Below are 23,056 nucleotides of genomic sequence, written 5' to 3' on the forward strand. Positions count from 1 at the left end.
CCTGGAGTGCTTCACGTGCGCCTTCTGACCACGGCGGCCGGCCTGCTGGCTGCCGCCTTGACCCTTCTGCCCGTCGCTGCCGATGCCTCCGACGTCACATTGCGCGTCGGCAATTATGGCGGCCGCTTTACCGAAACCCAGCGCCGCTATGCCGCCGACGCGTTCACCGCGCGTACCGGCATCAAGGTCGAGTTCATCGACTCGAACCCGCTCGACCACATCGCCAAGCTGATCGCGACCAAGGGGCGCGAGCCGCCCTTCGACGTGGTCTACCTGGATTCGGATATTCAGCCCCAGGCGATCGAGGCGGGGATCCTGCAGAAGCTGGACCCCGCCATCGTGACGAACCTGGCGCATGTCTATGACGAGGCGAAGAACCCGGACGGCTACGGCCCCGGTATGCTCTTTGCCGACTTCGGCATCCTGTACAACACCGAGAAGTATGCTGCGGCGGGGATCCCTGCGCCGACCAAGTGGTCGGACCTGTGGGACGAGCGCCTTGCGGGGCACGTGGTGGTGGGCGAACTGTCCCACGGCTGCGGCCGCGCGCTGCTGGTCCAGGCCGAGCGCCTTGCCGGCGGCGACGAGTCGACGCCCGAGAAGGGGATCGACAAGATCGCCGAGATCAAGGTCCACTCGTACATAAGCTCGACCGTCCAGCTTGAGGCGCTGTTCCCGACCGGCGACGTCTGGGCGGCCGTGATCGCAAACGGGCGGGCCTGGGGCCTGATCGACAAGGGGCTGCCGCTGGCCTATGTCCGGCCGGAGGGCGGCAGCGTCGCCTCCATCACGACGATCGACGTGACTGCCGGCACCCTGCACCCCCGGGAGGCCAACCTGTTCGTGAACGAGGTCATCGGCCCCGTGGCGCAGCTGGGCCAGGCCTTCGAGATCCCCTATGGCCCGACCAACAAGCTGGTCACGCCGATCATCCAGGCCTATCCCGACCTGGCGCGCAAGCTGCCGGGCACGTTGCAGGAGATCCAGTCCCTCTACCGTCCGAACTGGCCGGTCTATTGGGCCAACCACGAGACGGCCGTGGACCTGTGGGGTCGCCGCGTCATTCGCAAGTAGCAGGGAGGTTCGGCCCATGGTCGCTGTCCGGCTGGAGCGCGTCTCCAAGGTCTATGGCACCCATCACGCCGCGCGCGACGTCGACCTTGAGATCGGCGACGGCGAATTCGTGACGCTGCTGGGCGCCAGTGGTTCGGGCAAGACGACCTGCCTGCGGATGATCGGCGGCTTCGTGCAGCCGACCTCCGGCCGGGTCCTGTTCGGCGGGCGGGACGTGACCCATGTCCCGCCCAACCGGCGCGATACCGGCATGGTGTTCCAGCAATATGCGCTGTTTCCCCACCTGACGGTGGCGCAGAACGTGGCCTTCGGCCTCAAGGTCCGGCGCCTGCCCACGGCGGAGGTACGGCGGCGGACAGAGGAGGCACTGCGCCTGGTGCGCCTGTCGGCGCTGGGCGAGCGCTATCCCAGCCAATTGTCGGGTGGGCAGAAGCAGCGCGTGGCCCTGGCCCGGGCCGTCGTGATCAACCCTCGCGTCCTGTTGCTGGACGAGCCGCTTGGCGCGCTGGACCAGAAGCTGCGGGAGGAACTGCAGGGCGAGATCAAGCGGGTGCAGCAGACGCTCAACATCACCGCAGTATTCGTGACCCACGACCAGGGCGAGGCGCTGGGCCTGTCGGATCGCGTGGCCGTGATGCACGACGGCGGCATCGTGCAGGTCGACACGCCCGACGCCCTCTATCGCCGCCCGGCCAACCGCTACGTCGCCGGCTTCATCGGCCGCATGAACTTCCTCGACGTGCAGGTCGAGGCCACGGACGGCGATTTCGCACGCGTCTCCCTGCCTCACCATCCCGGCCTTCAGCTTGAGGCCACCGTTGGCAGCGGCCTGCGACCGGGCGGCAATGCCGTTCTTGCCATCCGGCCGGAGCACGTCCGCCTCGCCGAACCTGGCCTCGCCACCATCCCCGTCGAGGTCGCGGATCGCACCTATTCCGGCGAGAGCTGGCTCATCTCCTGCACCACCCCGGTCGCCGGATCCATCGCGATCCGTTTGCCCGGTTCAAGGCCCATCCCCCAGCCCAGCGACCGCCTCCACCTCGCCTGGCACCCCACCGACGCCCTCCTCCTGCCCGCCTGAGGTTGGCTGCGCTTGGGCGGCGCCAAAGGCCCACAGGCCGCACGGCGATCTGGTGTCAGGGTGTCGCGCTGCCGCACCTGGGCGCCGATCCGGTCGAGGGACGCCTGGACCCGGTCATGCCTGGCCTTCAGGTTCTGCATGCGGGCCGTCAGGTCGGCATTGAGCCCGATCCTGCCGTCCTCGATCATCGCTCTGCAGCCTGCGACCGCTGCTCGGGCGCCTGCGGGTCAGGGGCGCATGAAGGAGAATTCGGCGTCGGGGTCGAGGTTCTCGGAGATGAATTGGAGCTCCGACTGGATGTCGGGGATCTTCCGCTTCTCTTTCCAGATATCGAGCGCCGCGTTCAGCAGCGTGCGCCCCAGGACATCGTCGGGGATGCCTTGCGCTGCGGCCTCGGCGCGCAGGGCCTCAACCGCCTTGGCCACCAGGGCCTTCTCACCAGCCATTGTCGTCCATCGTTCAGGAGTTCCGTCCGGGCCGCACCTTGGGGCCCGGACGGATCCCTGTCACTTCAGGACTATTCCGCAGCGGCAGCGGGTCGCGCCTGCTGGATCGCCTGCCACACGCGCAGCGGGGTCAGCGGCATGTCGAGGTGCGTGATGCCCAGCGGCGACAGCGCATCGACCACCGCGTTGACCAGGGCGGGCGGCGCACCGATCGTCCCGGCCTCGCCCGCGCCCTTCACCCCGAAGGGGTTGGTGGTGCAGGGGCTGCCTTCCTCGTACGCCAGGTCGAACGACGGCACGTCGCTGGCGCGCGGCGGGCAATAGTCCATGAACGAGCCGGTCAGCAGCTGGCCTGAGTCGTTGTCATAGACGACGTTCTCCAGGAAGGCCTGGCCCAGGCCCTGGACGATGCCGCCATGGACCTGGCCGGCCAGCAGCAGCGGGTTCACGACCTTGCCGAAATCGTCGACCACGCTGTATTTCACGATCTCGACCACGCCGGTGTCGCCGTCGACCTCAACCTCGCAGACATGCGCGCCGTTGGGGAAGGTGTGCAGCGGCTGGGTGTACATCGCCTCGGCATAGAGGCCGCCGTCGTTCGTCTTCTCGGCCGCGATCTTGGCGACGGCAAAGACGTCGATCGTGCGGTCGGTGCCGGCCACCTTGTAGGCGCCGTCGCCGTATTCGATGTCGGCGACCGCTGCCTCCAGCGCGTCGGCGGCGAATTCCTTGCCCTTGTCGACGGCGTTCTGGCCCGCGGTGATGACGGCGCCGCCGCCCAGGGTCAGCGAGCGCGAACCGCCGGTGCCACCACCATTGGGCAGGTGATCGCTATCGCCCATGCGGATCTCGATCTGCTCATAGGGCAGGCCCAGCTTGTCGGACAGCATCTGGGCAAAGGCCGTCTCATGCCCCTGGCCGGTCGCCTGGGTGCCGACATAGGCGATCACCTTGCCGTCGGGCTGGATCCGCACGTCGGCATGCTCGTTCGGATCGGCACCCGTCTTCTCGATGTAATAGCCGATGCCCAGGCCGCGATAGCGACCCTTGGCCCGCGCCGCCGCCTTGCGCGAGGCGAGCCCCGCCTCGTCCGCCAGCTTCAGCGCGCCGTCCAGGTTGCGGTGGAAATCGCCCGAGTCATAGACCAGACCCAGCGGATGGGCATAGGGCATGGCCCCGGTCGGGATGAAGTTGATGCGGCGCAGGTCGGCCGGGCTGATCCCCAACTCACCCGCAGCGGCGTCGAGCGCGCGCTCGATCACGTAGCACGCTTCCGGCCGGCCGGCCCCGCGATAGGCGTCGGTCGGCGTCGTGTTCGAGTAGACGCACTTGATGTTGAGGTAGATCGACGGAATGCCATAGACGCCGCCATAGACCTGGGCGCCCGCCATCGTCGGGATGAACGGCGCATAGATCGAGAGATAGGCGCCCATGGCGGCGATCGTCTCGACCTTGAAGGCGGTGATCTTCTTGTCCTTGTCGAAGGCAAGCGTCGCGATCGTGACGTGGTCGCGGCCATGCAGGTCGGTGACGAAGCCGTCCTGCCGCTCGCCCATCCACTTCACCGGCTTGCCCAGTTCCTTGGCCAAGTGGGCGACCAGGGGATATTCCGGATAGGGGAACATCTTGGTGCCGAAGCCGCCACCCACGTCGTTCGTGGTGACGTGCAGCTTTTCCGGCGGGATCTGCAGCACGGCGGCCGAGAGGACGTTGCGCATGACGTGCACGCCCTGGCTGCACACCGTCAGGTCGATGCGGTCGGCGCCGGCGTCATAGACAGCGCTGGCCACGCGCGGCTCCATCGGGCAGCAGATCGCGCGGTTGTTGACCAGCTTGATGCGGCTGACATGGGCCGCCTCGGCAATCGCCTTTTCCACGCCGGCGCCGTCGCCGACCTCCCAATCCAGCGCGACGTTGCCCGGCACCTCGTCCCACACCGCGGGCGCGCCGGGGGCCACCGCCCCTTCGGTGTCGGTGACGGAGGGCAGCATGTCGTAGTCGATCTCGATCGCCTCGGCCGCGTCCTTGGCCTGGTTGATCGTCTCGGCCACCACCACGGCGACGGTGTCGCCGACATGGCGCACGCGGTCGGTCACGACGATGGGCCGCATGGTCGGCACCATGGCAGAGCCGTCGCGGTGCGGCAGCATGGCGGCGCAGGGCAGCTTGCCCAGGCCGGCCGCCTCGACATCGGCACCGCCCCACACCAGGTGAACGCCCGGCATTGCCCGCGCGGCCGTCGCATCGAAGCGGGTGATCCTGGCCGCGGCATAGGGAGAGCGCACGAAATAGGCCTGCAACTGGCCCGGATGACTGACGTCGTCGGTATAGCGGCCCTTGCCGATGATCAGGCGGTCGTCTTCCTTGCGCGTGACCGACTGGCCGATCCCGAACTTCGCCATGCCTCGCTCCCCTTATCTGTAGCGTGCAAGAGTAGCCACGCGCCCGTCATGGTCAACGGTCCAAACGGGCAGGTCACGCGCGTTGTATTTGTTTGGGAATAGCGCCCATCAAGACGACGGCGACTGCGCCCAGAAATCCGCTGGCCTGCCACCAGGTCTGCCAGGCCCCGAAGCTGACCAGGAAGATCGCGCCGAACGCCGTCGCAGTCGCTGCCGCCGCAGCCCGCTGCGCGCGGTCCGGCAGCCGCGCCAGACGGCCCAGCAGCAGGCAGACTATGGCGGCGGCCAGCCCGGCGCCGACCGCCCCCAGTTCGAGCCAGACCTGGATCGCGCCATTGTGGGTATGCAGCGGCAGGATCGGCGCCCCTGGCGGCCAGACCGTGCCATCGGGCAGGTAGAGCGTCACGCGGTCCTGGCCACCCGGAATGCGCCGCGCCTCGTCGAAGCCCCAGCCGGCAATCGGCTTCTCGGCGATGCGGTGGGCTGCGAACTCCCAGATCAGGACGCGGTGCTGCCACGAGATGTTGGGCAGGGCCAGCATCCCCTCATGTCCCAGGACCTGGGGATTGAGCAGCTTCAGGGGGATCATCGGCGCAGCCAGGATCAGGCCCGCGAAGAGCACGCGCAGGGCCAGGAACGTCGCGCGCGGCCAGGCCCAGGCCAGCGGCCAGATCGCCAGGCCCGCAAGCCACCCCAGTGCTGCGGCCGCCATCGGCAGCAGGAGCATCGTCACCCCGACGGCAAGGCCCAGGGCCAGGGCCAGCCAGGGCCGGCCAAGGCGCCATGCGACCCCGCCCAGCAGGCCGAAACTGAGCAGGGCCAGGACCACGGTGCCGCGCCCGATCGAGTTGATGGTCGGCTCCGTCGTCCCGCGTACCGCCTGCAGCAGCGCCCCGCCGGTCGCCCACTCCGCCAGGAACAGCACGATCATCACGGCCGCGACCCCTGCCAGCAGGGACAGCAGGCGCGCCCGCGCCGGCCCCGGCAGGCCGGCCACGGCGGCGAGCCCGACCAGGCCCAACGCCCACATCACGACCATCAGGGCCGCCTTCTGCACCCCCTCCGCCGGCTCGCCGGACCAGGTGCCGGCCGCGATCGCCCACGCGCCCAGCAGGCCAAGCGCCGCGCCAAAGGGATTGGCGACCCACGACCAGGCCCGCGCCAGGGCGGCGCGATCGGCCGCCAGGACAAGCGCGCAGAGGACGGGGACCGTGCCGTTGCTGGCCCAGGGCGCCACGACGGCCAGGCTCGCCAGGGCCAGCGCCAGGACCAGGACGGGGCGGCGGCCGGCGCCGCCGGGACTGATGGACAGTGTCACGCCCCAGCGTGTAGGCCACGCCCGGGAAGCCGGCAATCCCTGTCTGGATCGGCCGGGCGCCTGGGGATCGCCGGGGGATCCGCCGGGCCGGCCCGCGCGTAGACTGGGCGACGGAGGGGAAGCGCTGTGACTTCATATGGTTGCCGGGTCGTGGCCAGGTGTTGATTGATGACAGGGCGCCTGGGCCGTGATGCACTGACACCATTCCGGGAAAGGATGAACCCCTGACACTGGCACTGGCAAAGCCCGCTGGCCGGACCTGGACGGTGCCGCTGCACTGGGTGATCACCGTGGGCGTGGCGCTGGTCCTGTGCGCGCTGGGCGCCGTGATCGGCTGGCGCACCTATGCCGTGTCGCGCGATGCCATGGAGAACGCGATCGAGGAAACCTCGACCCGCATCGCCCAGTCGATCTTCAAGGACCTGAATGCGGTCATCGCGCCGGCCCGGTCGACGGTCGGCCTGTTGGCGCTGGACCCCCTGCCGGCTGCGGCAAACCTGGAGGCGCGTCTGGCCCGCGTGCCGTCGCTGCAGGCGATGCTGGTCGCAAACCCGCTGCTGGACGCGATCTATGTCGGCTATTCCAATGGCGACTTCATCCTGGCGCGCCCCCTGCGCAGCGACCGCGAGCGGACCCAGTTCCAGGCACCGGCGCGCACCTCGGCCGTGGTCCAGACCGTAATCCGGCCGGCCAGCGACCCGACCGGGGAGACGCTGCGCGGCACCTATACGTTCCTGGATGCCAGCGGCTCGGTCCTGGCGGTGCAGCCGGTTCCCGACTACACCTATGATCCGCGGATCCGCCCCTGGTTCGAAGCGGCGATGCAGGGCAACGGCATCGTCCGCACCGCGCCCTACATCTTCTATACGACGCGCTCGGTTGGGGTCACGCTGGCCCAGCGTGCCAACAACGGCACATCCGTCGTCGGCGTCGACGTGACGCTGGGCGACCTGAACACCGCGATGAACGCGCTGCGCGAGACGCCAGGAACGATCCTGGCGCTGGTTGACGGCGACCGCCGCATCATGGCCAGGGCCGGCCCGCAATTCCCCGGCCTGCCGCCGCAGACCGCGTCGAGCACCGAGGTCGACCTGCTGCCCGCGACGGAGCCGGGGCCGCTGCAATCGGCACTCGACATGCCGGGCACGCACGAAGACCCGGCGGCCATCGTGCGGGGCCGCGTCGCGGTCAACGGCCGCACCTGGCAGGTGGCCCGCGCCCGCTTCCAGATCGACAGCGGCGCGCCGGTGTTCCTGCTGAGCGCCCTGCCCGAGGACGAACTGCTGACGACGACGCGGCGCCTGCTGCAGGATCAGCTGATCGCCATCCTGGCGGCGCTGGCGCTCGGCGTGCCGATGGCCTTCGTCTTCGCCAACGGCCTGGCGCGCCCTCTGCGCCGGCTGGCGCTGGAGGCGGAGGCGGTGCGCGCCTTCGACTTCTCGCCCCGTGCGCGGGGGAGCTCGAGCCGCGTGGCGGAGGTGTCGGAACTGGACCACGCCTCGAACCAGATGCGGGAGACGATCGGTCATTTCCTGCAGATCAGCGTGACCCTGTCGTCGGAGCGGCAGCTTGACCCGCTGCTGGACAACATCCTGGCCTCGATGCTGGGCGCGGCGAACGCGCGGGCCGGAGCGATCTACCTGGTCGACGACAACGGCCAGCGCCTGACCAAGGCCAAGGAACGCGGCGTCGGGGTCGCGGCCCTGACCCCGCCAAGCCTGCCCGTGGCCGCGGGCATCCACCACCCGGTGGCGGAAGCGGCGCTGGCCCGCGACCTGCGCCTGGGCGAGGCGGGCAGCGCGCTGCAGGAAGCGGCGGCGGCGCCGCTGCTGACGCGCGACGGCGAACTGGTGGGGGTCCTCATGGTCCGTTTCGACCGCCTGGGTCGCAACGGCAACGACCCTCGCCTGGCCTTCCTGTCCGAGATTTCGGGCGTTGCCGCCGTTGCCATCGAGACGCACAACCTGATCCGTGCGCAGCGCGACCTGATGCAGGCGATCATCGAGGTGATCGCTGGCGCCATCGACGCCAAGTCGCCCTATACCGGCGGGCATTGCCAGCGCGTACCGGTCATCGCGCAGTCCCTGGCCGAGGCGGCACACGCGGCGACGGAGGGGCCGCTGGCCGCGTTCCGTATGTCCGAGGACGATCGCGAGGCGCTCTATATCGCCTCCTGGCTGCACGATTGCGGCAAGGTGACCACGCCCGAGTTCATCGTCGACAAGGCGACCAAGCTGGAGACGGTGCACGACCGCATTCACGAGATCCGCATGCGCTTCGAACTGCTGAAGGCGCAGGCCGAGATCGACCATCTGCGCCGCGTCGCGTCGGGCGGGGACGCGGCCGACTCGCTGGCCGCGCGCGACCGCCTGCTGGCCACGCTGGACGAGGAATTCGCATTCGTCGCCGACTGCAACCTGGGGGGCGAGGCGATGGACAAGAGCCGCGTCGCCCGTCTGCGCGGCATCGCGGCGCGGACCTGGACGCGCACGCTGGACGACCGCCTCGGCATCTCGTGGGAGGAGGCCCAGCGCCATGTCGGCCCCGCCCCGGCGCTGCCGGTGGAGGAGCCCCTGCTGGCCGACCGACCCGAGCATCTGATCGCATGGAAGCCGGAGGAGGTGGTCCGCCCCGACAATCCCTGGGGCTTCACCCTCCTGAACCCGGCCAACAAGCGGAACCTGGGAGAGCTCTACAACCTGACGGTGGGGCGCGGCACCCTGACGGCGGAAGACCGCTTCATCATCAACCAGCACATGATCCACACGATCGTGATGCTGAACCGCCTGCCGCTGCGGGGCCATCTGGCCGCGGTGCCGGAGATCGCGGGCGGCCATCACGAGCGGATGGACGGACTGGGCTATCCCAAGAGCCTGAAGCGCGAGGACCTGAGCGTGCTGGCGCGCATCATGGCGATCGCCGACGTGTTCGAGGCGCTGACCGCGGCCGACCGTCCCTACAAGCGGCCCAACACGCTGGACCAGGCGCTGGAGATCATGGGCCGCATGGCCGAGACCGGGCACCTGGATGCCGACCTGTTCGCGCTGTTCGTCGCCTCCGGCACGGCGCGGCGCTATGTCGAGACGCGCCCGCCGATCCTGTAATCCGGCCACACCAGGGCCACGATCCCGCCGCGATAGTGCCTTGTTTGATTGCGGCTGGGGGGCGATCCTGATATTCAGGATGAATGCAGGGTCCGGTCCGAATTGCCCCATCCATCCTCTCCGCCGACTTCGCCCGCCTGGGCGAGGAGGTCCGCGCGATGGAGGCCGCGGGCGCCGACTGGATCCATGTCGACGTGATGGACGGCCATTTCGTGCCCAACATCACGATCGGCCCGATGGTGGTCGCGGCACTGCGCCCGGTCACCACCCTGCCGCTGGACGTGCACCTGATGATCAGCCCGGTCGACCCGTTCATCCAGGGCTTCGCCAATGCTGGCGCCGACATCCTGACCGTGCATCCCGAGGCAGGACCCCACCTGCACCGCACGATCCAGACGATCAAGGCGACGGGCAAGAAAGCCGGCGTCTCGCTCAACCCCGCTTCCTCACCCGCCTTGGTGGAGCAGGTCATCGGCGACATCGACCTGATCCTGGTGATGAGCGTCAATCCAGGCTTCGGCGGGCAGAGCTTCATCCGCAGCCAGCTGGACAAGATCCGTGCGCTGCGCGCCATGATCGACGCCAGCGGCCGCCCGATCGACCTGGAGGTGGACGGCGGCGTGACGGCCGACACGGCGCCGGACGTCCTGGCCGCCGGTGCCGATGCCCTGGTCGCGGGAACGGCCTGCTTCACCGGGGGCCCCAGCGCCTATGCCGGCAATGTCCGGCGGCTCCGCGGCCTGGACCGGGCGGCCTGATCCCATGGCGGCGACGGCAGGCGCAAACCTTGGCCGGGGCGCCGTGCCGGCGGTCCCCGAACTGGCGCTGCCCGCCGGCCCGCGTCTGGCGGCGGGGCAGATCCGGCGCCTGATGCTGGAGGCGTTCCTTGCCTCCCCCCTCTACCGCCTCATGCCGGCCAGCCGCGTGCCGGCCGACCTGCTGCACCGTCCGGGCGACCTGTGGCCCGGCGACCCGGCCGTGGGCAATGCCTTGTTCCAGGGCCGCTACGGCTTTTCCGGCGAGGAATTCGTCTCGCCCAACCGGCCGCCCTGGGCCCTGCCCGGCAGTCAGCGCTGGCGGGCCAGCGTGCACGGCTTTGCCTGGCTCCGTCATTTCGAGGCCTGTTCCGGCGATGCCGCCCGGCGTCAGGTTCGCGGCCTGATCGCCACCTGGCTTGAACCCTCTGTCCGGCTCGAAGCCACCGCCTGGGCGCCCGAGGTGATCGGCCGCCGGCTGATGTCGTGGACCACCCATGCCGCGCTGATCCTGGACGGAGCGCCCGACGAGTTCCGCCGCGCCGTGCTGCAGAGCCTGGGCCGGCAGACCGCGCAGCTCGACTGGATCATCGCCTCGACCCCCGAAGGCCAGCGCCGCATCACCGCCCTGACCGGCCTGCTGCATGGCGCGCTGTGCCTGGGCCTGCCCGATGCCATGATCCGGCGCGCCATGGGCCGGCTTGAGCAGGAGCTGAAGCGCCAGGTGATGGCCGACGGCGCCCATGTCAGCCGCTCGCCCGCCCAGCTTCTCTCGGTGCTGGCCAACCTGGTGCAGTTGCGGGCGCTGCTGCTGATTTCCGCGCCCGAAGTACCGGGTTTCCTGCAGAACGCGATCGACCGCATGGCGCCGATGCTGCGCTGCTTCCGCCTGGGCGATGGCGGCCTGGGCCAGTTCAATGGCAGCGGACCTGAACTGGGCGGCACGGTCGACCTGGTCTTGGCGCGCGCCGATGCCAAGGGCCGCCCGCTGGGCTATGCGCCGCAGGCGGGCTTCCACCGCCTGACCGCGCGGCGCACGATCCTGCTGATGGACGTTGGCGGCCCGCCGCCCGCCGGATTCCGCGACGGCGCGCACGCCGCCCCCCTGGCCTTCGAGATGAGCGTGGGCAAGGAGCGCCTGATCGTGAACTGCGGCCCCAGCCCCAAGGCGGGACTGGATCGCGGGGCCCAGGAATGGCAGCGGGTCAGCCGCGCCACCGCCGCGCACTCGACCCTGACCCTTGGCGACCGCAACGCGGTGCCCCTGCCCGCGGGCCGCCGCCTTGGCGACCGGCTGCCGGGCGCGCGGCTTCTGAAGTCGGGCCTGGGGCGCGCCCCCGCTTCCGTCGCGTGCAGCCGGAACGAGGCCGACGGCGCCATCTGGATCGAGGCTGCACACGACGGCTATGTGGAGCCGTTCGGCCTGGTCCATCGCCGCCGCCTGTACCTGGACGCCAGCGGCGAGGACCTGCGCGGCGAGGACGAGGTCGTGCCCCGCTCCGGCGCCTCGGGGCGGTCGCTGCCCTATGCGCTGCGCTTCCACCTGCATCCCAATGTGCAGGCCTCCCTCCTGGGCGATGGCTCGGTCCTGATGCGCCTGGCGAGCGGGGAAGGCTGGCGCCTGTCGACCAGCGCCCTGGCCAGCGGCGGCACCGTGGCACTGGACGAGAGCATCTATCTGGGCGAACCAGGGGTCATCCGCCGGTCGGAGCAGGTCGTCGTCACGGGCGTCCTCGACGAAGGCCGGCTCAGCATCAAGTGGGCCTTGCGCAAGGTGGACGGCCGGACCTGACCGGCCGGCGCCGCGGGCCGCCGAAAGTCGCCGTCCATGTACAGCCTGCGCGGCAAGATCAGCTGGAAACTGGGCCTGACCTGCATCGACCTGGGCGCTACCCGCCGGGGCAGGGTCGCCGTCGGCCGCGGCTCGTACATTGCTGGCGGCGCCAGCCTGATCGCGGACCGCGGCACCGCCATCACGCTGGGCCCGCGCGCCATGGTGCTGCAGGGCGCCATCATCGCGACCTATGGCGGCAACATCCGCATCGGCCGCAACGTCGGCATCAATCCCTATTGCGTGCTCTACGGCCATGGCGGGCTGACCATCGGCGACGATGTGCTGATCGCGGCGCACACGATCATCATCCCCGCCAATCACCGCTTCGAGCGGACCGACGTGCCGATCAACGCGCAAGGCATCCGCGCCCGCGGCGTGGTGATCGAGGATGACGTCTGGCTGGGCGCGCGGGTGACCGTGCTGGACGGCGTGCGCATCGGCCGCGGCGCCGTGGTCGCGGCGGGCGCCGTGGTGACCAAGGACGTCGCGCCGATGACGATCGTTGCGGGCGTCCCGGCCGCCCCGATCGGCCGGCGCGACGCCAGCACGCCGCGGCCCCCCAGCGCTTGAACCGGGTGACCGCGTGAGCGCCCTGGGCCGCCTGGCCGGCAGCGCCGTCGTGATCGGCGGCGCCACGCTGGTGGCGCGGACCGCCTCGTTCGCGCGCGACGTCGCATTGGCGGCCGCCTTTGGTGCCGGGCACGACCTGGACCTGTTCTTTGCCGCCGGCATGGTCGCCACCTTCATCATCGGCGGGCTGATGGTGGCGGTGGCCCCGGCCACCATGGCGGAGGCGCCCGGCGGGCGGCCGACGCGAGCCGTCGACGGACTGGCGGCTCTGGTCCTGCTGGCCGTCCTGGCCATGCTGACGACCGGGCCTGCGCTGATCCTGGCCGCCGGCCCGCCGGCCGGGGCGGGCCTGATCGTGCCGCTGTCGCTCGCCATCGTGCCGGCGGGTCTTGGCCTCTACCTCGCGGCGCGATTGACGCGGGCCGGCTGGCGCCTGCTGCCGGCGCTGGTGCCGGCGACAACCCCGGCGCTTGTCGGCGCCCTGGCCTTCAGTGGCATCGGCGTCGCGCTGCTGGCCTGGGCGACGCTGGCGGGTCTTTGCCTGGAACTGGCGATCCTGGCCCAGGCGACATGGCGGATCGACCGCGCGGCCTTCCAGCCCGTTCCTGGCCTGATGGCGCGGCTGGGTCCCCTGGTCCTGGGCGGGCTGGTGCTGGGCTGCGTGCCGCTGGCCGACCAGGTGGCCGCGGCCAGCCTGGGACCCGGCGCCGTGTCGGAGGTGATGCTGGGCAACCGCCTGGTCTCGCTGATCGGCAGCGTGGGACTGATCGGCCTGGGCCTGGCCCTGTCCCGGGAATTCGCGGCCGCCCAGGCCGCCGACCGGCCACTGCGCCCCCTGATGCGCCAGGCCGCCGGCGCCGCGGCACTGGGCGGCTTCGTCGTCGCCGCCGTCGGCATCGGCTGGAGCCGGGACATCGTCGCCCTGCTGTACCAGCGCGGCGCCTTCGACGCGGCACAGACGGACGCGGTCGCCGCCGTGCAGTCGGCCTACCTGCTCCAGGTCCCGTTCTTCCTGGTCTTCCTGGTCGGCTCGCGGGCGCTGGCAGCCCTTGGCCGCAACGGCCAAGTGCTGTACGTCTCCCTGGGCATGGCGACCGGCAATGCAGTTCTGAACGCGGTCCTGGCGGGGCCCTGGGGCGCTGCCGGTATCGCGCTGGCAACGTCCATCGCCTTTGCGGGTGCGGGCCTGGCGGCAATCACGCTGGCCGACCGCGCCGCCCGGGCGGAACCCCGGCCATGAGTGAGGCGCAGCCCCGGACCGAGCCCGGCTACTGGGACAAGGTGTGGCAGGGCACGGGCGTGCCCTCCCTGGCCGATCCCGGCCGGCCCGGACTGTTCGGCTACATCTACCGCCGCATGCACGAGGGCTTCGTCACGGCACTCGACGGGCACCCGACGCAAGGCCGCCGGATGATCGAGATCGGCTGCGGCGGCTCTGGCTGGCTGCCCTATTTCAAGCGCTACTGGGGCTTTGATGTTTCCGGCCTCGACTATTCGGACGAGGGCGTGGCCACCGCGCGTGCCGTCCTGGCCAAGGCGGGAATCGACGGGACCATCGTGCAGGGCGACATGTTCGCGCCGCCGCCTGACCTTCTGACCCGCTTCGACCTGGTGTGGACCAATGGCCTGGTCGAGCATTTCGACGATCCGGTGGCCGCGCTGCGGGCGCTTTCCCGCTTCCTGGCACCGGGAGGCCTGATGGTCACGCTGGTCCCCAACATGACAGGCCCCATCGGCACGCTGCAGCGCCTGGCCGACCGCGACATCTACGACATCCATGTGGTGCACACGCCCGAAAGCCTGGCGGCGGCCCACGCCGCGGCGGGCCTGCGGGTCGTCCGCTGCCGTCACTGGCTGGCCGCGAACTGGGGCGTGGTCAATTTCGGCTCGTGGGAGCATGGGCGCGCCATCCTGCCCCTGGCGGTGGCGAAGCGGGCGGCGTCCCTGCCGTTCTGGGCGGCGGAGAGCATGGGTGCACTGCGCCCCAATCGCTTCACGTCGCCCTATATCGTGTGCGAAGCCGTGCCCGTCTGAGGAGCGGTGAGCGGCGGCGCGTCCTCTGGTAGAAGATGAATCCTGCAGGTTGGAAGGGTCTGGTATGAGCGACGTCGTGCCCGTGACGCGGGCGCTGTTTTCCACGCACGACAAGACGGGCGTGGTGGCCCTGGCCCAGGCGATCGCGGCGCACGGGGCCCAGTTGATCTCGACCGGCGGCACCGCCCGGGCGCTGGCCGATGCCGGCCTGGCCGTGACCGAGGTGGCTGAGCATACCGGCTCGCCCGAGATGCTGGACGGCCGGGTCAAGACACTGCACCCGCGCGTCCATGGCGGCCTGCTGGGCCGCCGCGACCTGGCCGAGCATGTCGCCCAGATGCAGGCCCACGACATCGCCCCCATCGACCTGATCTGCGTCAACCTCTACCCGTTCGAGGCGACGGTCGCCAGCGGTGCCGGGTATGACGACGTGATCGAGCAGATCGATATTGGCGGCCCGGCCATGATCCGCTCCGCCGCAAAGAACCATGCCTCGGTCGCGGTCCTGGTCGATCCCGCCGACTATCCGGTCGTCCTGGCCGAGATCGCGGAGAAGGGCGGCACGACACTCGCCACCCGCCGACGCCTGGCGGCCAAGGCCTATGCCACGACCGGCGCCTATGACGCCGCGATCTCCACCTGGTTCGCGGGGCAGCAGGGCACCCGCTTCCCCGACCGCCTGGTGATTGCGGGGCGGCTGGAACAGACGCTGCGCTATGGCGAGAACCCGCACCAGGCGGGCGCCTTCTACCGCACCGGCGGCCGGCCGCCGGTCCAGGTCCAGGGCAAGGAACTCTCCTACAACAACCTGAACGATGCGGACGCCGCGATTGCGCTGGCCGCGGAGTTCGATCCCGCCGTGCCCGCGGTCGTCATCGTCAAGCACGCCAACCCGTGCGGTGTCGCCACCGGCCCCAGCCAGTACCAGGCCTGGGTCGAGGCCTTGGCCTGCGATCCCGTCTCGGCCTTTGGCGGGATCGTGGCGCTGAACCGCAAGCTGGACGGTGCGACCGCGGCCGCGATCGCCGAGATCTTCACCGAAGTGATCATCGCCCCCGACGCCGATGCCGAGGCCAAGGCCGTGCTGGCGCGGAAGAAGAACCTGCGCCTGCTGCTGACCGGGCCGCTGGCCGAGCAGAAGGGCCTGACGGTGCGCTCGATCGGCGGCGGCCTGCTGGTGCAGGAGCCGGACCTGGGCGTGCTCGACCCGGCCGAACTGCGCGTCGTCACCAAGCGCCAGCCAAGCGAGCAGGAACTGGCCGACATGCGCTTTGCCTTCACGGTGGCCAAGCATGTGAAGTCGAACGCGATCATCTTCGCCCGCAACGGCGCCAGCGTCGGCATCGGCGCAGGCCAGATGAGCCGCGTCGACGCCGCCCGCATCGCCCTGCGCAAGGCCCAGGACGTCGCGCGCGTGGCGGGCGAAGCCGGCCCGCGCACGCAAGGGTCGGTCGCCGCGTCGGACGCCTTCTTCCCCTTCGCCGACGGGCTGGACGTGCTGGTGGAGGCAGGCGCCACCGCCGTGATTCAGCCGGGCGGGTCGATCCGCGACAACGAGGTGATCGAGGCGGCCGACAAGGCGGGCCTCGCCATGGCCTTCACCGGAGTGCGCCATTTCCGACATTGAACCCTTTGACGAGGATGCCGCGCTCATCGCCTGGACCGCTTCGGAAGGGCTGATCGCGGAGAATCTTTCCGTGCTGCTGGACGGCTTTTGCGGCCGCCTGGCGGCACGCGGCGTGCCGATCTGGCGCGTCGCCCTGATGCTGCCGGCGCGCCATCCGCAATATGGCGTCCAGGCCTGCACCTGGGACCCCGATGGCGGCGCCGTGGCCGAGAACTTCGCCCACGGGATCGAGGATACCGAGCCGTTCCTGGCCAGCCCCGTCAACTACATGCTGGTCAACGGGGCGACCACGTTCCGGCGCAAGCTGTCGTCCGCCATGGACGACGATCCGGGCTTTCCCATGCTGCGCGACCTGGCGCAGGAAGGGGTGACGGAGTACTTCGCGCGCATCGCTTCCTTTGATCGCGACAACCGCCCCCCGCACGAGGTGGAGGGCCTGCCCGGCGTCGTCGCATCGTTCACCACGCGCAAGCCGGGCGGCTTCGACCGCCAGGACATCGCCACCCTGGACCATGGCCTGCCAGTCCTGCTTCTGGCCGCCTATCGCGTGGCGATGAGCGACCTGGCGACGGGCCTGCTGCGCGCCTATCTGGGGCGTGACGCCGTCCACCGCGTGCTGATGGGCCAGACCCGGCGGGGTGCTGTCGAGCGCGTGCCCGCCGTCATCCTGCTGACAGACCTGCGCAAGTACACGGCCCTGGCCGACCACCTGGAGGGGGAGGCGGTCGTCTCCCTCCTCGACGACTATTTCGAGGCGATGGTGCCGCCGATCCACGACGGCGGCGGCCATGTCCTGAAGTTCCTGGGCGACGGCCTGATCGCCATGTTCCCGCTGGAGCCCGATGGCGCCAGGGCGGTCTGCGCACGGGCGCTGAAGGCGGCCAAGGCCTGCCTCCGGCGCAACGCCCAGTTCAACCAGGGACGGGAAGCGGCGTTCAGCCCGATCCTGCAGCTGGACGCCGTGCTGCACCTGGGCACGGTGATGTATGGCAATGTCGGTTCGACCGACCGCATCGACTTCACCGCGATCGGCCCCGCCGTGAACGAGGCCAGCCGGATCGAGGCCCTGTGCGAGCCGCTGGGCCACCCCCTGCTCATCTCCGCGACCTTTGCCGCCGGATCGCAATTACCCCTTGTCTCGCTGGGGCACCATCGCCTGCGCGGTGTCGCGGAGCCGCGCGAATTGTTCACCGTGCCGGAGCCCGCCGTGCAGGAGCCCGCAGCCCGCAACCTGCCGCAGCCCGCGTTCTGAGCCGCCGCGTCGCAAAGTAGTTTATTAATCCTTGCGGTGCTTAGCTGGCGGGCATGGCGTTCCTGGAGGGGTGCGGGGGCTGATGATCGACCGGGGCGATCCGCCGGTTCTGCAATCCATTGTCGACACCCTGCCCGCCGGCCTTTTCGCGAAGGATGCCGGCGGCCGTTACACGCATGCCAATGGCGCGATGCTGGGCCTGATGCTGGACCCGGCGGCCGACTATCGCGGGGCGACGGACGCCATGCTGTTCGCCACCGCCAACGCAGCCGTGCTTGCGGCCCAGGACCAGGCCGCGCTGGCGGCACCCGTCGCCTACGAGGGGACGATCACCACACCCGATGGCCTGGGCGAGCGCCGTTTCCTGATCCGCAAGCAGCCGCTTCGCGATGCGCAGGGGCAGGTCTTCGGCCTGTCGGGGATCGCCCTGGACATCACCGACATGGACCGCCGGCGGCGCGCCCTGGAGGCGACGCTGGACGCCCTGCCCGACCTTGTCTTCGAGTTCGACCTGGACGGGCGCTACCTGGAGTGCCATTCGGCGCGGGACGACCTGCTGATCGCGCCGCTGGACAGGATGCTCGGCCGGACCATGGCCGAGCTGATGCCGCCGGAGCCGACCGCCATCTGCATGCGCTCCCTGCGCGAGGCGGCGACCCACGGCCGTTCGCGCGGGCTGTCGATCAACCTGGACGTGCCGGCCGGCAATCGCTGGTTCGAGATCAGCACGACACGGGTCGCCGACGATGGCAGCGGCATTCCCCGGTTCATCACGGTGTCCCGCGACATCACCGCTCAGAAACAGGCGGAGGACGCCTTGCGCGAAAGCAACGCCCTGCTGCGCGCGGTGGTCGACAACACCCCGGTCGAATACTGGGCACGCGACCTGGACGGCCGGTGCATCATGCAGAATGCCCAGGTCGTGCGGCACTGGGGCGACCTGCTGGGCCGCACGGTCGACCAGACCAGCCTGAGCGCCGAGGACCGCGCCAAGTGGGACGAGAACAACCGCCGCGTCCTGGCCGGCGAGATCGTCGACAACGAGATCGAGTACGAGGTCGACGGCGAACGCCGGATCTTCCAGAACCTGCTTGCACCGATCTGGACCGACGGCCGCATCGTGGGCAGCGTCGGCTTCAACCAGGACATCACCGACCGCAAGCGGACCGAGGAGCAGGTCGCGCAACTGGCCTTCTATGATCCGCTGACCAACCTGCCCAACCGTCGGCTGATGCTGGACCGGCTGACCCATGCGGCAACGGGCTGCGCCCGGCGGCGCGACCACGGCGCCCTGCTGCTGATCGACATCGACAATTTCAAGGCGCTGAACGACACGCTGGGCCACGACATGGGCGACCGCCTGCTGGTGGAGGTGGCGGCCCGCCTGGAGACCGCCACCCGGCGCAGCGATACCGCCGCACGCCTGGGCGGCGACGAGTTCGTGGTCATCCTGGAGAACCTGGACGGCGACGTCGAACCGGCGTTCCAGGCCGAGCACCTGGCCCGGCGGATCCAGCGCGTCCTGGGCGAGCCCTATGGCCTGATGCGCGATCCGTCGGCCAAGCCGCCCCTGACCTTTCACTGCACCAGCAGCATGGGCATTGCGCTGTTCGGGCCAGAGGGGCTGAGTGCGGAGGAAGTGCTGCGCCGCGCCGACACCGCGATGTACCAGGCCAAGGCCGGCGGCCGGAACGCGATCGTGCTGTTCGACCCGGTGATGCAGGCGCGTGTCGATGCCCGGGCGCAGCTGGAGGCCGACATGCACCAGGCGGCCGAGAACCAGGATTTCCGCCTGTACTACCAGCCCCAGGTGGATCCGCAGCAGCGCATCGTGGGGGCGGAGGCGCTGCTGCGCTGGCACCATCCGGAGCGCGGCATGGTCCCGCCCGGAGAGTTCATCCCCCTGGCCGAGGAAACCGGGCTGATCGCGCGCATCGGCCTGTGGGCCCTGGCGGAGGCCTGCCGCCAGCTGGTCCGCTGGGCCCAGCGGCCGGACACGGCCCACCTTGTCCTCTCGGTCAATGTCAGTGCCCTGCAGTTCCGGCTGCCGGCCTTCATCGACCAGGTGCGCGACGTCCTGGCGCGAACCGGGGCACCGCCCGACCGGCTGATGCTGGAACTGACGGAAAGCCTGCTGCTGCACGACGCGGACGATGTCATCACGCGGATGGACGAGCTGAAGTCCCTGGGCGTCAAGTTCTCGCTGGACGATTTCGGGACCGGCTATTCGTCGCTGGCCTACCTCAAGAAGCTGCCCCTGGACCAGCTGAAGATCGACCGCGGTTTCATCCGCGACCTGCTGGACGACCCGGTGGACGCGGCGATCGCCCGGACCATCGTATCGCTGGCCGACAGCCTCCACCTCTCGGTCGTGGCCGAGGGGGTGGAGACGGTCGAGCAGCTGCGCTACCTGGCCGGTCTGGGCTGCCTGGAGTACCAGGGCTTCCTGTTCAGCCCGGCCGTGCCGGTCGAGGCGTTCGACCGGCTGGTGGCGGAGCGCCGCCTGCTGACCTGAGGACGGGCGGCGCGCCGCTCAGTGCAGCGCCTCGGCCCGTTCCTCCTTGACGAAGCTGAGCAGGATGGCGCCCACCAGCAGGAACAGCAGGGACGAGGCAAAGCCCAGCCGCGTGCTGCCCGTCGCCAGCGTGACCCCGGCATAGGTGGCCGAGCCCAGGAACGCCGTCGCATTGCCGCTCAGCGCGAACAGGCCAAAGAACTCGGTCATCATCTCGGGCGGCGAGATGCGCGCCATCATCGTGCGGGCCGAGGCGATGCCCGCGGTGATGAAGATCGCGCCAAAGATCACCGACAGGATGTAGAGCTGCTCCGGCAGGGTGCCGAACGTCCCGGCGCCCGTCACCGGCTGGACGGGGAAGAAGTAGAATATCTCCGTCGGCGTCATCGACAGGATGAAGATCGAGCTGACGATGCCGCCCCACAGGCACAGCATCAGCGCCCGCTTCGACCCCAGCCTGTCGTCCAGCACGCCGCCCAGGGCCCCGCCAAGCGCCGCGACGAACGACATGATGATGCCATAGAGCAGCAGTGTCGCGGCATCCCAGCCGAAGATGCCGGCGGCGTAGATGCCGCCATAGAACAGGCCGATGATCCAGCCGTCGTTGAAGATCATGCGGGCGATCAGGTACAGCGCGACGTTCCGGAACTGGCGCAGCTTGACCAGCGTGTTCTTCAGGTTCGCCAAACCCGTGCGCGCCGCCTCCATGGCGCCCAGTCCGCTGGCCCGGGTGTCGGGCGTCAGCAGGAACAGCGGCAGGGCCAGGATCAGCAGCCACGCCGCGCCGATGAAGCCGGTGATCCGCTCCGGCTCGTGCGCTGCCACGTCCAGGCCGAACAGGGCGGGGCGGTCCCAGCCGAAGAAGGCCGGGTTGATCACCAGCAGGAACACGACAAAGACCAGGATCCCGCCGACATTGGCGGCGGCCAGGGCGGCACCCGACAGGCGGCCCACATTGTCGCGCGTCGCCACGAAGGGCAGCATCGCGTTGTAGAAGACGGAGGCGAACTCCAGCGCCACGCCCGCGCCCACCAGGCAGAGGAAGACCGGCCACAGGTTGGCCATCGCCGGCTCGGCCAGGTACAGGCCGCACATGAACGGAATGCCGATCAGGGTAAAGGCGATGATCCAGGGCTTGCGCCGGCCGCCCGCGTCGGCGATGGCGCCCAGGACCGGGCTGATGACCGCGACGATGACGGCCGAGACGGTGACGACCCAGCCCCACAGTGCCTGGCCCCGCACCGGGTCGCCCGCGACCACCGTCGTGAAATAGGGGGCGAAGATATAGATGCTGACCAGAAGGAAGTACGGCGCCTGGGCCCCCTGGAAGAGGAACCACCCCGTCTGCCCGGCCGGACTGGCGGCAGGCCCCCCGGCAAGCGATTCAGGGGCCAGCTTTCCCGACGCGGCGACATTCGCCATGCAGCATCTCCATCCCGACGACACGATGGGCCATTTGAAGACCCGGTTTGTGGCGCGACCCTAGAGAAGCGACGGGATCCGCACCAGGGGCCATTCGCAGCCCCGCCCCGGTCAAACGGTCAGCGCGGCGCCCGCACGCCCTGCAGCAGGACAAGGCCCCCCAACAGGAAGACCAGGATGATCGCGATTCCGCCGCGCTGGCTGTCCAGCAGGTCGGTCGCGGCGGCAACCGCGAACGGCGCCAGGAAGGCCGTCGCCTTGCCCGACAGGGCATAGAGGCCGAAGAACTGGCCCAGCCGGTCGGGCGGTGCCAGCCGCGCCAGCAGCGTCCGGCTGGAGGCCTGGGCCGGCCCGCCGCCCAGGCCCAGCAGGCCGGCGAAGACGAAGAAGACCTGCTCGGCCGTGCTGTCGAACGGATTGCCCGGCTCCGATCCAGGCGCCTGGGGCATCACGTCGACCAGGAACAGTACGGAATCGGCGGTGATCGACACGATGCCCGCTGTGGCGAGCAGGATCAGCACGACGCTGAGCGTGACGGTCCGCTTGGACCCCAGCACCCGATCGGCGACGGCGCCCAGGAAGACACCAAGGGTCGACACCACGATCAGGGCAATTCCGAAGATGCCGAGCGCCATGGCGTTCCAGCCGAACAGGCTGGAGGCATAGATGCCGCCAAAGGCAAAGACGGCGGACAGTCCATCGATATAGAGCATGTGCGCGACCAGGTAGCGCAGCACGTTGCGATACTGCCGCAGGCTGGACAGCGTCTGGCGCAGTTCCGCCAGACCCGCGCGGACGGCGCCCCCGCGCGACAGGCCGGAATGCGGCGCGTCCGGCGTCCACAGGAACAGCGGCACCAGGAACACTATCACCCACAGCGCGGTGAACGGCCCGGCAAAGCGATCCGGCTCGTGGCTGGCCTTGTCCAGGCCGAGCGCCGGCACCTGGGGCAGGGCGAAGAACGCCAGCATGATGCCCAGGGAGGCCAGCCCCCCCAGATACCCCATGCCCCAGCCGATCGCGCTGAGCTGCCCGATCCGCTGCGGCGGCACCAGGCTTGGCAGCATCGCGTTGTTGAACACGACGGAATACTCCGCCCCGATCGTCGCCAGCACGATGCAGGCGACGACGACCCACGCCGCGGCCCCCGCCCCCAGCCCCGGCTCCGCCCACCACAGGCTGGCGGAGCCGGCGAAGGTGAGCAGGGCCAGCGCCAGGATCCAGGGCTTGCGCGGGCCCGCCGCATCGGCGATGGCGCCCAGGGGCGGCGCCATCAGGGCGATCGCGGCGCCCGCAATGCCCTGGCCATAACCCCAAAGGGCCTGTCCCGCCACCGGATCGCCGACGACATGGTTGGCGAAATAGGGCGCGAAGATGAAGGCGGTAATGACGGTGAAGAACGGCTGGAACGCCCAGTCGAACATGATCCAGCCGACCCGCGCCCGCAACGGCGCGACGACCACCACGTCCCCTGTCCCCATCCGTGCCGGCCTAGAGGTGAAGCATGAGGAGGCGCAGCCAACCGCCCTTCCCCCCTCGCGTGGGAAGGTTGGGATGGGGGGGCGTCGACGCCGCAACGAACCCCTGAAAGCAAGCCCAGGCGGCAACGCCCCCCCATCCCG

At 70.1% G+C, this 23,056-nt stretch carries 16 protein-coding genes; 11 read left to right on the forward strand and 5 right to left on the reverse strand.

Features of this window, described 5'->3' with window-relative positions; translation table 11 throughout:
* The first annotated feature begins 15 nt into the window (after window positions 1-15).
* Both ACI6GS_RS03080 and ACI6GS_RS03085 read left to right on the forward strand, forming a co-directional pair.
* Window positions 16-1,074, forward strand: a complete 1,059-nt coding sequence (locus tag ACI6GS_RS03080; RefSeq protein WP_439816308.1) for an ABC transporter substrate-binding protein — start codon at window positions 16-18, stop codon at window positions 1,072-1,074.
* A 16-nt stretch (window positions 1,075-1,090) separates the two neighbouring features.
* The gene (locus tag ACI6GS_RS03085) at window positions 1,091-2,155 is read left to right on the forward strand and encodes an ABC transporter ATP-binding protein (RefSeq protein WP_439816309.1); all 1,065 of its coding nucleotides are present in this window, start codon (window positions 1,091-1,093) and stop codon (window positions 2,153-2,155) included.
* Window positions 2,156-2,382: 227 nt separating this feature from the next.
* Here the strand turns inward: ACI6GS_RS03085 and ACI6GS_RS03090 are convergent, their stop codons facing one another.
* The 3 genes from ACI6GS_RS03090 to ACI6GS_RS03100 all read right to left on the reverse strand — a co-directional run bounded on the left by ACI6GS_RS03090 (window position 2,383) and on the right by ACI6GS_RS03100 (window position 6,321).
* Window positions 2,383-2,601, reverse strand: coding sequence for a hypothetical protein (locus ACI6GS_RS03090; protein ID WP_439816310.1), 219 nt, complete (start codon window positions 2,599-2,601; stop codon window positions 2,383-2,385).
* 71 nt (window positions 2,602-2,672) lie between these two features.
* Window positions 2,673-5,003 carry a xanthine dehydrogenase family protein molybdopterin-binding subunit gene (locus ACI6GS_RS03095; protein ID WP_439816311.1) on the reverse strand — a complete coding sequence of 777 codons (2,331 nt, stop codon included), beginning with the start codon at window positions 5,001-5,003 and terminating at the stop codon, window positions 2,673-2,675.
* Between the two features lie 73 nt (window positions 5,004-5,076).
* Window positions 5,077-6,321, reverse strand: a complete 1,245-nt coding sequence (locus ACI6GS_RS03100) for a hypothetical protein (RefSeq protein WP_439816312.1) — start codon at window positions 6,319-6,321, stop codon at window positions 5,077-5,079.
* 266 nt (window positions 6,322-6,587) lie between these two features.
* Here ACI6GS_RS03100 and ACI6GS_RS03105 point away from each other — a divergent pair, with 266 nt between their 5' ends.
* The 9 genes from ACI6GS_RS03105 (at window position 6,588) to ACI6GS_RS03145 (ending at window position 20,012) form a co-directional block, all read left to right on the forward strand.
* Window positions 6,588-9,425: an HD domain-containing phosphohydrolase gene (locus ACI6GS_RS03105; protein WP_439816313.1), complete on the forward strand. Its 2,838-nt coding sequence runs from the start codon at window positions 6,588-6,590 to the stop codon at window positions 9,423-9,425.
* A gap of 83 nt (window positions 9,426-9,508) precedes the next feature.
* Entirely contained in the window at window positions 9,509-10,183 is a 675-nt protein-coding gene (rpe, locus tag ACI6GS_RS03110) for a ribulose-phosphate 3-epimerase (protein WP_439816314.1), read from the forward strand.
* A gap of 4 nt (window positions 10,184-10,187) precedes the next feature.
* Window positions 10,188-11,972, forward strand: coding sequence for a heparinase II/III family protein (locus ACI6GS_RS03115; RefSeq protein ID WP_439816315.1), 1,785 nt, complete (start codon window positions 10,188-10,190; stop codon window positions 11,970-11,972).
* A gap of 36 nt (window positions 11,973-12,008) precedes the next feature.
* On the forward strand, window positions 12,009-12,584 hold the full coding sequence (locus ACI6GS_RS03120) for an acyltransferase (RefSeq protein ID WP_439816316.1): 576 nt from the start codon (window positions 12,009-12,011) through the stop codon (window positions 12,582-12,584).
* A 13-nt stretch (window positions 12,585-12,597) separates the two neighbouring features.
* Window positions 12,598-13,824, forward strand: coding sequence for a lipid II flippase MurJ (locus ACI6GS_RS03125; protein ID WP_439816317.1), 1,227 nt, complete (start codon window positions 12,598-12,600; stop codon window positions 13,822-13,824).
* Window positions 13,821-14,618: a class I SAM-dependent methyltransferase gene (locus ACI6GS_RS03130; protein ID WP_439816318.1), complete on the forward strand. Its 798-nt coding sequence runs from the start codon at window positions 13,821-13,823 to the stop codon at window positions 14,616-14,618. Before ACI6GS_RS03125 ends, ACI6GS_RS03130 begins: the two co-directional genes overlap by 4 nt.
* 64 nt (window positions 14,619-14,682) lie before the next feature.
* Entirely contained in the window at window positions 14,683-16,245 is a 1,563-nt protein-coding gene (purH, locus tag ACI6GS_RS03135; protein ID WP_439816319.1) for a bifunctional phosphoribosylaminoimidazolecarboxamide formyltransferase/IMP cyclohydrolase, read from the forward strand.
* Between the two features lie 70 nt (window positions 16,246-16,315).
* Window positions 16,316-17,497 carry an adenylate/guanylate cyclase domain-containing protein gene (locus tag ACI6GS_RS03140; protein ID WP_439816320.1) on the forward strand — a complete coding sequence of 394 codons (1,182 nt, stop codon included), beginning with the start codon at window positions 16,316-16,318 and terminating at the stop codon, window positions 17,495-17,497.
* A gap of 82 nt (window positions 17,498-17,579) precedes the next feature.
* Window positions 17,580-20,012, forward strand: a complete 2,433-nt coding sequence (locus tag ACI6GS_RS03145) for a sensor domain-containing protein (protein WP_439816321.1) — start codon at window positions 17,580-17,582, stop codon at window positions 20,010-20,012.
* Between the two features lie 18 nt (window positions 20,013-20,030).
* Here the strand turns inward: ACI6GS_RS03145 and ACI6GS_RS03150 are convergent, their stop codons facing one another.
* The gene (locus ACI6GS_RS03150) at window positions 20,031-21,434 is read right to left on the reverse strand and encodes an MFS transporter (RefSeq protein ID WP_439816322.1); all 1,404 of its coding nucleotides are present in this window, start codon (window positions 21,432-21,434) and stop codon (window positions 20,031-20,033) included.
* 119 nt (window positions 21,435-21,553) lie between these two features.
* On the reverse strand, window positions 21,554-23,041 hold the full coding sequence (locus ACI6GS_RS03155; RefSeq protein WP_439816323.1) for an MFS transporter: 1,488 nt from the start codon (window positions 23,039-23,041) through the stop codon (window positions 21,554-21,556).
* Between the last annotated feature and the right edge of the window lie 15 nt (window positions 23,042-23,056).

It is taken from the genome of Zavarzinia sp. CC-PAN008 (assembly GCF_051903925.1).
Classification (GTDB): Bacteria; Pseudomonadota; Alphaproteobacteria; order Zavarziniales; family Zavarziniaceae.